1 pseudogene is annotated in these 1,054 nt (G+C 74.3%); it reads left to right on the top strand.

What is annotated here, in order from left to right:
- Window positions 1-48 precede the first annotated feature (48 nt).
- Window positions 49-1,054: pseudogene (locus tag ACI8AD_RS24925) on the top strand (IS5 family transposase).

A 1,054-nucleotide genomic window follows, 5' to 3' on the forward strand; every position in this document is an offset into this window, starting at 1 on the left:
CTAGGGAGTGTCTGGCGGATCTTGCCGCCGTGGGTGTAGAGCGGTCGGATGCAGGACCGGCATGACCTGACTGATGAGCAGTGGGCGGTGCTCGAGCCGCTGCTGCCCGATCGCACTCCGCGACGAGGAGGCCGCTGGGTCGATCACCGTCCGGTGGTCAACGGGGTCATCTGGCGCACCCGCACCGGCGCTCCGTGGCGCGATCTGCCACCGGCCTACGGGCGCTGGCAGACCGTTTATGACCGGCATCGCCGCTGGTCAGCCGATGGCACCTGGGACCGGGTGCTGCAGACCCTGCGCACCGCCTGCGACGTGGACCTGACCGCCGAGCAGGGCGAATGGGCGGTGGGCCTGGACTCGACCATCGTGCGCGCGCATCAGCACGCCGCCGGCGCCCGCGGTTCTCCGCCGCGGGATGTGCCTGCCGAGCGGCTGGCGCCGCAGGTCGTCCCGGGCCCGCGCGACCGCGGGCGAGCGGGGGGTCAACACCGGTCACCTCGGCGCGGAGCAGCGACGCCGCCAGGCCAGCCGGGACCGTGAGGCCCTGGGCCGCTCCCGCGGCGGGCTGAGCACCAAGGTGCACCTGCTCGCCGACGCCCGCAGCCGCCCACTGGTGCACGTGCTCAGCCCCGGTCAACGCGGCGACACGCTGGCCTACGCGCCGCTGCTGGCGCGCCTGACGGTGCCCCGGCGCCGGCCCGGACCGGCGCGCACCCGCCCGGACCGGCTGATCGCCGACCGCGCCTACTCGGCCACCTGGCTGCGGGCCGATCTGCGCCGTCGCCGCATCCGGACCACCATCCCGGTGCCCGAAGACCAGGTCCGGCACCGGCGGCGCCGCGGCAACTGCGGCGGGCGGCCACCGGTCTTCGACCCGAGGGCCTACCAGCGCCGCAACACCGTCGAACGCGCCATCAACCGGCTCAAGGACCACCGCGCCGTGGCCATGCGCACCGACAAACGCGGCTACGTCTTCGCCGGCACCGTCACCGTCGCGGCCATCCGCATCTGGCTGTGTGACCTCACCCGCCGAGATCGCTCAGACAGGCCCTAG

Source organism: Geodermatophilus sp. SYSU D00766 (assembly GCF_054049915.1).